The following is a 9,227-nucleotide window of genomic DNA, read 5'->3' on the forward strand; positions in this document are numbered from 1 at the left end:
TCAGTTGATCCAGTTCTTCCAGATAAGACATTCGTAGGATTTGTCGGGTCCTTTAATTTCACGGAGTACTCCCTGGTAAACAGGATTCATAACTGCGCGTGGACTGAATTTTAGTTGTCCGTTTCTTTGCAGTTCTCCTTTTCCATAATGACCTAAGCCAAGGGCATGCCCTGTTTCATGAAGGGCAACCGATTCGATATCGTAATCGGTGGATAAAGATGTGGTCCAGTTAAAATTGTTGTTGTAATAGGTTTCCTGGAAAGCGATATCATTAGCACCATTTTTATCAATATCAGTTGGCATGCCATTCTCATCAAAGAATATCAATGTGAATGTTGCGGCCAGTATATATCCTGACCCTCCTGATACGATCTGATCAAAAAATGCAGCATCTAAAAATCCGGCATGAACAATGTCAGCCATATAATTCTGGCTGCCACCAAAGCCGAGTAACGAGGATATATAACCGACAGCGCCTGCAGGCTGCAATTTGCGGAAGCTTAAACGGGAGCAATTTGTGCCAGCCCAACTGTTCATTGCCCTGTCAAAAGCTGCTGATTGCTGTTGGATATTGCTACCTGAATTTGTGCTGTATTTATTAGCTACCATATAGCTTAATCCCTGCCCGCTCTGCCTCCTTGGATCCCTTGCTACGAACGCACTCGATGGCCTCGTTTTTTTATCATTATACAAAATTGCTTTGCCCGCAGAACTTGCATTTCGTGCACCCAGGTATTCAACTTTATAAAGAACAGGACGATGTTTTTTTAAGGAAGAGTTTTTTGCAATTTGAGAAAGAGATGTCCCGGGAAGATCAATTTGATTAGTATCGGAATGTTTGGAACATGAGGACATTATGAGGTATGCGGATGCCCCGATTACGCATTTGGATAAAGGTCCCATAAAGAGGTTTTGAGGGTGAGATAGCTACCTAAATATAATTCATTTTTCCCTTCTCCTGATATGGGCCATTATCCTTTTGGCATGTATCCTTGAATTTTCTATGAAGAGACTGTGCGTATCCATCCCTCCGCATATTACACCTGCCAGATAGATTCCCTCAATATTCGTTTCCTGTGTTTTCTCATTGTATTCCGGTTTTCTCACAGGTGCTTTTGAAAGTCTGATACCTGTTTTTTTCAGAAAGCTAAGATTGGGTTCATACCCCGTCATAGCAATCACCCTGTCATTGGGAATAGTTATCATTCCATCCGGTGTTTGTATTTCCATTTCATGCTCACGAATAGCAGCCACAGTGCTTTCAAAATAAGCTTTAATGGATCCTTCTTTAATTCTATTAATGATATCTGGTCTTACCCAATACTTCACTCTTTTACCAATTTCCGGCTGTCTTACAACCATGGTTACAATTGCACCCTTACGCCATGTTTCAAGGGCAGCATCCACAGCAGAATTCTGTGCGCCAATGATGGCTACATGTTGGAATGCGTAAAAATGAGGATCCTTGTAATAATGGGTAACTTTCGGAAGGTCTTCACCTTCAACATTGAGACGGTATGGAATATCGTAAAAGCCTGTTGCTATAATTATATTGTTAGCAGTATAATTGGTCATCGCGGTTCGAACCGTGAAATTGACGTCTTGTTTTTTTACAGCCAACACCTCTTCAAATAATTTCAGATTGATCTCATTACTTACTGTTACCCTTCGGTAATATTCCAGGGCCTCCGCACGCGTTGGCTTGGCGTTATTCGAAACAAAGGGGACATTACCGATTTCCAACCTTTCCGAGGTTGAAAAAAAGGTCATATTCGTAGGATAGTTATAGAGCGAATTTACCAGGCAACCCTTTTCCAGAACTACATAACTAAGTCTGGATCTCTTTGCTTCCAGCGCACAAGCCAAACCAATGGGTCCTCCACCGATAATGATGACCTGGTAATGTTCAGGCTTGGGTTTGATCATACTAGTATCGGTAACAAACTGCATTAATATTCATACCAGCTCCAACGGATGCAAATAAAATAATATCTCCCTTCTGAAGGTGGTGATCCGGCAACTCATCTCGCTTAACCAGGTCATACAAGGTGGGAATGGTTGCAACCGAACTGTTTCCCAACCATTGTATGCTCATGGGCATAATTTTTTCAGGCGTTACCCGCTGACCATAGAGCTTATAGAAATTTTTAATGATCACTTCATCCATTTTTTCATTTGCCTGGTGAATGAAAATTTTCTTCAGATCAGCTATGGAAACTCCGGCTTTGTCAAGGCAGGCCTTCATTGCTGCGGGTACCTGTGTAATCGCATATTCATATACTTTCCTTCCCTTCATCTTAATATAACGGTGGTTCTCCACACTTCCCGGAATATAGGATATGCCAAAATCAATAAAATCCATTTCAACTGTGCAGTCTGACTGTGCTGCCGAACCCAGTATACCGGTATCTCCGGCATCCTCTTTATATTCAAGTACAGTGGCACCCGCTCCATCGGCAAATATCATACTGTCTCTGTCATGTGTATCTATTACTCTCGAAAGGGTTTCCGATCCTATCACCAATGCCTTGCTGGCTGCACCGGCTTTAAAGAAAAGATCGGCCTGGATCACTCCTTGTAACCATCCCGGACAACCGAAAAGAATATCGTATGCAACACAGGCTGGATTTTTTATTCCAAGGTGGTGTTTCACTCTTGAAGCCAGTGATGGTACTGCATCAGACTGTATACTTCCGGTCTGGATATCGCCGTAATTATGAGCAACGATGATATAGTCAAGTGTTTCCGGATCTATTCCACTATCTGAAATAGCTATACGTGAAGCTTCCAATGCCATTGCGGATGCCGTAAGGTTTTCCTCGGCATATCTTCTTTCTTCGATACCGGTAATCTGGCGAAATTTCTCCGTAACTTCTGCAGGAGGAGTTTGAATCGGTTGACCATCCTCGGTATAGAAAACATGGTGTCCAAATGCGCTATTCTTGATGATTCGGTTGGGAATATATTTTCCGGTTCCCGTTATTATCGTTCTTTTCATTTCAAAATCAGGCATGTATAGCATGCCGGCTTAAAGTTCGCAGATTTTTGGTTTCAACATAAAAATATTAAAAACAACTGTCCCGCAACATTTTCATATATGTAGTTCCTTTCTCCCTTGCAAAGCGGATATTGTTGTCTGGTATCTCATCAGCATTGCCACTGTAATGTTCCAAAGCTATTTCAATGCTTTCCTCCCGAAGCAGGTGAAGCATTGGATAAGGTGAACGGTTGGTATAATTGGCTGCATCCGTTGCAGGCTCACCCGCAAAATGATATTTGGGATGAAAACTCGCCACCTGGTATATTCCTTCATAGCCCTTTTCTATAATAAGGTTTTCCGCGAGTTCCAAAAACTGCAGATAGTCCTGGAACTCCTCAAAAGCGTATGGAAGAATGATAAGAGTTGTTTCCGTATTGGGATCGGCATCCAGGTGCAGGCACTCATCATGGAATGATTGCAGTAAAATGCCCGGATCATGACTCTCCTCAACAATGAAGCGAACAGTTCCCCGCTTCATCTCACGTTCGGCAAATGGACAAAAATTACATCCGATCACAACTTTATAGATCCATGCTTTAGTTTGCTGAATGATCTCGTCTATAGTATAGTGATTGCTCATAATATGGAACTGCTGCAAAATTAGTACAGAATGAAAGAAGTTGATCCCCGTACGTTACTTTTGCTGGAATGAGTCATTTTACACGGCGTAGCAGGATTTTCATCACCTGTAATAAGAGATTGTCGTCTTTCCTGAAAATGGAAGTGGAAGCCCTGGGATATACAGTTAAAGATGTACTGTCTACCGGTTTATTCATGGAAGGTACATTGGCTGATTGTATCAGACTCAACCTCAACCTGCGTACTGCCAGCCAGGTAATGTACTCCCTTAAAAGATTTGCTTGTTTTGATCCGGATGGATTATATAAAGCAGCACGTGAAGTTGATTGGGAAAAAGTGATTCCGGCCGACGGATACTTTTCTGTTTCCAGTAATGTGTATCATGAAACCATCCGGACAGATATGTTCGCCAATGTCAGGATAAAGGATGCTATCGTTGATGTTTTGCGCGAAAAAACCGGTAAAAGACCGGATTCAGGTCCTCTGCTCGATAACACCGTTATCTATTTATTCTGGAAGAACGACCAGGCAGAACTTTTCATTGACAGCTCAGGTGAAACCCTTGCCAAGCATGGGTACAGGAAAATCCCCGGTAAAGCACCTATGCTGGAAGCACTGGCGGCTGCAAACCTCCTGGCAACCAACTGGAACAGGGAATCGCCAATGATAAATCCAATGTGCGGTTCTGGTACGCTGGCAATTGAAGCGGCTTTGCTTGCTACTTCGCGTATGCCCGGACTTCTCAGGAATAATTATGCATTTATGCATATCCACGGATATGATCATACGCTATATGAAAAAGAGATGGCTTTATTGAGGGCAAAGGTGAGAGAAGTACCCGGATTAAAAATTTATGCTTCGGATATCAGCGCCGATGCCATTAATGTATCTAAGATCAATGCTGGTATGGCCGGCGTTGAGAATTATATTGAATATTTTCAGGGCGATTTTGCTGAGGCACCTTTTCCTGAAGAAGGAGGTGGCATTGTGATCATTAATCCGGAATATGGTGAGCGTTTGGGGGAGGAGGCTGAACTGGAAGAAACTTATAAACGGATAGGAGATTTTATGAAAAAACGCTGTCGGGGCTATACTGGTTATGTTTTCACAGGTAATCTCGAACTCGCAAAAAAGATCGGATTAAAAGCAAGCCGTCGCATCGAATTTTTCAATGGCAAAATAGACTGCCGGCTGTTGGAATATGAATTGTATTCAGGTACAAAAAGAACAAGTGTATAAATTATATAAATATGGCAACTACAATTATTACAGTCAACAACAACGGATCATTACGCGTGGAAGGGGATTTTGAGATCCGCGACAAGGAAGGGAATATTTATGATCTCGGGGGAAGAGAATTAGTAAGTATATGCCGATGTGGTATGTCACAGAACAAACCCTTCTGTGATGGTTCGCATAAGGGGCATTTTGAGCATGAGGCAAAAGCATTTGCACTACCACCAAAAAAAACAATCTGATTAAAAAAGGCTGCCAGTTTGATTGGCAGCCTTTTTTTGTTTTATTGTTTATTGACGCTAAGATCAGTTCTTAAAACCCTCAGTTCACTTCTTGAATTTTTTGTCCACTCATTCAGTTTATCTACTTCCCTGTACCAACTGCCGGTTCCATTTACTTTATCATACAGGTCAGTTAGTTTTTCATCGTAGTCGAGTTCTTCCCATTTCTCAAAATAGCGGACACTGGCATACATATTCAGTGGCCCGCTTGCTACAGGGCGGTATATGTCCACATCAACCTTTGATCCCCCGGCAATTCGGGCATCTTTTAGTTTTTTGAGTATATCCCGGGTATCGCCCCAGCTTCCGTTTTGAAATTCGCGGTATGTAACCTGCAGAAATTTCAGCTTTCTATCCGTTTTTGCCATACTTAGATCATTCACCCTTCGTAAGTGGCTTACTTCGGCTTTAACGGAAATAGCGTCCAGCGCCTGCTCATCTGCCATTCTCGCAGCCTCGCCTTTGGGACTTGTCATAGGCTGGTCAAGGTCTTTGTAAGATAATGGTCCGGTAACCACGGCATAGGAACCTGTGTTTGGTCCGGTAATAATTTCATAGATCCGGAAGCTAAAACCGGGATAATGTGTTTTGAGGAAGGCGGGAAGCTTCTTTTCGAAATCGGCTCTTTTGTCAAGTTTTATCTGGATGATGTTGGTCCAGAACACGTTGTTGTTGTCTTCCTGCGAAAATGCGAATGAAAGGGATGCTGCAATGGCCAGCACCATCATGATTGATCGTTTCATAACTATGGTTTTGGGTTTAAAAAAGCGAATGAATGCAACAGGTGCAGATGCTATTTTTCAACACAAATCCATCGTTCACTGATCATAAAGAGGGTAGGGATAATGGTTAGTAAAAGATAATGAATTAATGGTAAAAAACAAATAAAATACGGTATAAATAATTGTATTTTATTTAAGAAAAGGCTTGCATGAGCATGCCTTAAGCGGAGTTAAAGCTAAGTTGAATGCCTTCTAATACGAAGGATTTTCGGAAGATATCCGTAGGATGTCCGTAGGATGATTTTTATTTCGGATTATATTAGTAATAAATTAATTTATATGGCCGACGGTAGTTTTAATATTATAATGCAGCGCATCTCAGGTTCTATTGGAAAAACCATTGTTTACCGCGATTATAGAGGGAAGACTGTGGTTAGCAAACACCCGAATATGAGTAAAGTGGTTCGCTCTCCCGCTCAACGTGCCTCCAATGCATTATTTAGTAAGGCAATGAAACATGCCAGGGAAATACTTGCTGATCCGGTTCAAAGGGAGGAGGTGATGGAAAGGATTAAACATCTTAAGGATAAAGGCTACCGAAGAGCCTGTAGTCTGCTGGTAAAAGAGTATATTAATAAGCACAAAGTTCTCTCACAAAGGGCGGTTGAAAAACTGGCGGTAGAAAAATTTGGAGCCTTTCCATTGTCTCTACGCCAGCTAAATGGATTAATTTATCTGGCAAGATTTAGTGAACTAAGCAATTCAATTTACCAGAATATCAATAAGGTATCCAAAGCAACGGCTACCCGTGATTTGAAGGATATAATCAGTATGGGCATTCTTATTGGTGAAGGTAAAGGAGCGGGTGCAAAATACATATTTGCTAAAAATATGAACCCTAAAGAAGTTGAATAATTGGCTCATGTACCCCCATTAATTGGATCATAAATACAAATAATTGGCTCATGGAATCTGGAATTGGCTCATGAGTATTAGAGGAGGCTCACCACCTTTACTGTATACCCGTACATAATCAACTTCCATATGCTGGGGCCAGATACTATCATCAATTCCTTTCTGTCCACCCCAGTTACCGCCAACAGCAAGGTTCAATAGAAGGTGGAAACGCTGGTCAAAAGGCCAGACATCGGGATCATTCTTCTCTTTTGTGAAACGGAAAACTTCTTTTTTGTCGACCAGGAAAATGATCTCATTTGCCTTCCAGTCAATTGCGTAAATATGGAAGTTTTCATGTGTGTCGGAGAGAAATATTCCCTTTGTTTTCTGTGTGCCGATGGAGTGGTTATATGATTTTGTATGTACACTAAAGAAAACTGAGTCTGGCATATACCCTACAAACTCCATGATATCGATTTCGCCGCTTGCGGGCCAGTCGCCATATTTCCAGTCTGTTGGCAGCATCCATATAGCTGGCCAGGTTCCTAATCCTTTTGGAAGCCTGGCACGAACTTCAATGCGACCATATTTCCAGTCGCCCTTGTTTTTGGTGATCATCCTTGCCGAGCTGTATTTGCCCTCACCTGTTTTGCGGGCGGTTATGAATAATGATCCATTGCGAACTACTGCATTATTGGAATCTGCGTTTGTGTATAATTGCTTTTCATTGTTTCCCCAGCCATGATCCCCTACATCATAATTCCATTTCGTGGAATCAGGCAGTCCGGCTTTGTTAAACTCATCTGACCATACAGGCTTTTGGCTAATGCAGGCGGATAATGATAGCAGCAAACAACTGAGCAGTATAAAATTTACTTTATTCATGGCAACTAATCTTGGTTCTAAAGTTAGCGGTAAAAAGGATGGGAGGGGTGTGGTATAATAAAAAAGCAGGCATATTTAAATGCCTGCTTTGGGATGTTTAAAGGGGTTTAATTTTATTTACTTCCTGGGATGAGTTTGCCAGTTACAATATGTGATCCAATTACAAGACGATAGAATAGTGGTTCTCTTCTTGCTCCTTGAATCCTATACTTGACAGAATTCGTTACACCGGCGCGAACATTTCCACTGTATGCAATTGCAATTTTTCTGCCCAGCAAATCATACATTTCAATTGTTGCTTTATCACTGACAGGTGAAATGAAATTGAAGTTCACCTCATCAATGTATGGATTTGGAAATGCTTTCAAGATTATGCTTTCAGGACCTTCAGAAATCGCAGCCTGGATAGATGGTGCAGCTGCTGTGATCAATGGTGCTTTACACTCAGATATCAGTATGTTTCCAGCTGTGCTATTATCAACAACACCATTCACTTTCGAGATGAAATAGTATTGGCAATCACCTGCCGGCATGGTTCCACCAATAATGGATTTGGTGTCATACTTCACAGAAACTACTACCATTTGTCCTGGCGTGAGGCCGGTGAATGATATGGTTGCATCCCCTGGCTTGTTTCTGATCTCTGCCCCAGTTGCAATTTTTGTACAGCCGCCACTGAATCCAAATACCTGTCCTTTTTGAACGATAAATGGTTTAAGGACTGGGCTGCAAACATTGTACTGAATAACATCTACAGTAAAGTTAGCAGATGGCGCAATTATACTGGTGTAGTAGAAGAATACTCCTGGTGTTGCATTAGAGATCGTTGACTTAGTACCTTTTGTTGCACGTGTTATGCAAATCTTATCTAATGGTGGTTGACCATTCAGGAAGGAGTTGCATGTTGTAGATGTTGGATAGATAAGGCCATTACAATTGGTGGAAGAAACAACGATTTCAGCTATCGCAAAACAACCGATTGTTGATGTCCCTTTCACATAATACGTACCTGATTGACTGATGTTTTGGATGTTTGTACCAGTAATCTGGTTGCTAAGAACATTATCGAGATATGTTCTCCAATATGTGAAAGTGAGTCCACTTGTTGTTCCTTCTGCGCTTATAGTTGTTGACAAATCCACCACTCCTGGCGCACAAACTGCTCCTGGCTGATTGATGACAATAACCGGTGTTGGTTCAACAGTGATCTTCACGGCATTGGAAGGTGCTTCGGCACACACGCCGCTCTTGACGATAACCCTGAACCAGGTATCTACATTGAGGGCACCGGAAGTATAGGTAGGACCGGTATGTGCTATTGTGGTCCATGATCCATCAGCACCTGATGGAGAAGACTCCCATCGCTGGATGGTACCGGTCTGTCCGGTGAGGCCCAGCTCTCCGCTGGTGCTGCCTTCGCAAATTGTTTTAGCTCCTGATAGAATTCCTCCGGTTGATGCTAGATCCACGGTGATGGTCACGGCATTGGAAGTAGAGCTGTTGCACTCTCCGCTGCTGACGATGCGCTGGAAATCGGTGGTGGTGGTGAGGGTTCCTGGCTGGTAGTCCTCATCGTCTGCGCCACTG

10 protein-coding genes are annotated in these 9,227 nt (G+C 42.3%); 3 read left to right on the top strand and 7 right to left on the bottom strand.

Features of this window, described 5'->3' with window-relative positions; genetic code table 11:
- The 4 genes from V6M43_RS16325 to V6M43_RS16340 form a co-directional block, all read right to left on the bottom strand.
- Complete coding sequence (locus V6M43_RS16325) at positions 1 to 855, bottom strand: matrixin family metalloprotease (protein WP_332737101.1); 855 nt, start codon at positions 853 to 855, stop codon at positions 1 to 3.
- Positions 856 to 942: 87 nt separating this feature from the next.
- On the bottom strand, positions 943 to 1,926 hold the full coding sequence (locus V6M43_RS16330; RefSeq protein WP_332737103.1) for a YpdA family putative bacillithiol disulfide reductase: 984 nt from the start codon (positions 1,924 to 1,926) through the stop codon (positions 943 to 945).
- 1 nt (position 1,927) lies between these two features.
- Complete coding sequence (locus V6M43_RS16335) at positions 1,928 to 2,998, bottom strand: 3-oxoacyl-ACP synthase III family protein (RefSeq protein WP_332737105.1); 1,071 nt, start codon at positions 2,996 to 2,998, stop codon at positions 1,928 to 1,930.
- 67 nt (positions 2,999 to 3,065) lie between these two features.
- On the bottom strand, positions 3,066 to 3,620 hold the full coding sequence (locus tag V6M43_RS16340; protein ID WP_332737107.1) for a DUF1415 domain-containing protein: 555 nt from the start codon (positions 3,618 to 3,620) through the stop codon (positions 3,066 to 3,068).
- A gap of 68 nt (positions 3,621 to 3,688) precedes the next feature.
- Between V6M43_RS16340 and V6M43_RS16345 the strand changes: the two genes are divergently transcribed.
- Together V6M43_RS16345 and V6M43_RS16350 are read left to right on the top strand one after the other, a co-directional pair.
- Complete coding sequence (locus tag V6M43_RS16345) at positions 3,689 to 4,858, top strand: THUMP domain-containing class I SAM-dependent RNA methyltransferase (RefSeq protein ID WP_332737109.1); 1,170 nt, start codon at positions 3,689 to 3,691, stop codon at positions 4,856 to 4,858.
- An 11-nt stretch (positions 4,859 to 4,869) separates the two neighbouring features.
- Complete coding sequence (locus tag V6M43_RS16350; RefSeq protein WP_039128450.1) at positions 4,870 to 5,097, top strand: CDGSH iron-sulfur domain-containing protein; 228 nt, start codon at positions 4,870 to 4,872, stop codon at positions 5,095 to 5,097.
- Between the two features lie 41 nt (positions 5,098 to 5,138).
- Here the strand turns inward: V6M43_RS16350 and V6M43_RS16355 are convergent, their stop codons facing one another.
- Positions 5,139 to 5,879 (bottom strand): hypothetical protein, encoded by a 741-nt coding sequence (locus V6M43_RS16355; RefSeq protein WP_332737112.1) that lies wholly within the window; start codon positions 5,877 to 5,879, stop codon positions 5,139 to 5,141.
- 318 nt (positions 5,880 to 6,197) lie between these two features.
- On the opposite strand from V6M43_RS16355, the gene V6M43_RS16360 reads away from it, so the two are divergent.
- Positions 6,198 to 6,773 carry a hypothetical protein gene (locus V6M43_RS16360; protein ID WP_332737113.1) on the top strand — a complete coding sequence of 192 codons (576 nt, stop codon included), beginning with the start codon at positions 6,198 to 6,200 and terminating at the stop codon, positions 6,771 to 6,773.
- 48 nt (positions 6,774 to 6,821) lie between these two features.
- Here V6M43_RS16360 and V6M43_RS16365 read toward each other — a convergent pair whose 3' ends face one another.
- Entirely contained in the window at positions 6,822 to 7,640 is an 819-nt protein-coding gene (locus V6M43_RS16365; RefSeq protein WP_332737115.1) for a glycoside hydrolase family 16 protein, read from the bottom strand.
- A gap of 113 nt (positions 7,641 to 7,753) precedes the next feature.
- Positions 7,754 to 9,227: hypothetical protein (locus V6M43_RS16370; protein ID WP_332737116.1), on the bottom strand; the 1,474-nt coding region annotated here is incomplete at its 5' end.

Origin of the sequence: Flavihumibacter sp. (assembly GCF_036676075.1) — a bacterium.
In the GTDB taxonomy this organism is placed as follows: Bacteria; Bacteroidota; Bacteroidia; order Chitinophagales; family Chitinophagaceae; genus Flavihumibacter.

Excerpts from the sequence above, each read along its gene's own strand:
- V6M43_RS16355 (WP_332737112.1), bottom strand. The coding sequence starts at position 5,879 with ATGAAACGATCAATCATGATGGTGCTGGCCATTGCAGCATCCCTTTCA.
- V6M43_RS16350 (WP_039128450.1), top strand. The coding sequence starts at position 4,870 with ATGGCAACTACAATTATTACAGTCAACAACAACGGATCATTACGCGTG.
- V6M43_RS16360 (WP_332737113.1), top strand. The coding sequence starts at position 6,198 with ATGGCCGACGGTAGTTTTAATATTATAATGCAGCGCATCTCAGGTTCT.
- V6M43_RS16330 (WP_332737103.1), bottom strand. The coding sequence starts at position 1,926 with ATGATCAAACCCAAGCCTGAACATTACCAGGTCATCATTATCGGTGGA.
- V6M43_RS16365 (WP_332737115.1), bottom strand. The coding sequence starts at position 7,640 with ATGAATAAAGTAAATTTTATACTGCTCAGTTGTTTGCTGCTATCATTA.
- V6M43_RS16340 (WP_332737107.1), bottom strand. The coding sequence starts at position 3,620 with ATGAGCAATCACTATACTATAGACGAGATCATTCAGCAAACTAAAGCA.
- V6M43_RS16345 (WP_332737109.1), top strand. The coding sequence starts at position 3,689 with ATGAGTCATTTTACACGGCGTAGCAGGATTTTCATCACCTGTAATAAG.
- V6M43_RS16325 (WP_332737101.1), bottom strand. The coding sequence starts at position 855 with ATGTCCTCATGTTCCAAACATTCCGATACTAATCAAATTGATCTTCCC.
- V6M43_RS16335 (WP_332737105.1), bottom strand. The coding sequence starts at position 2,998 with ATGAAAAGAACGATAATAACGGGAACCGGAAAATATATTCCCAACCGA.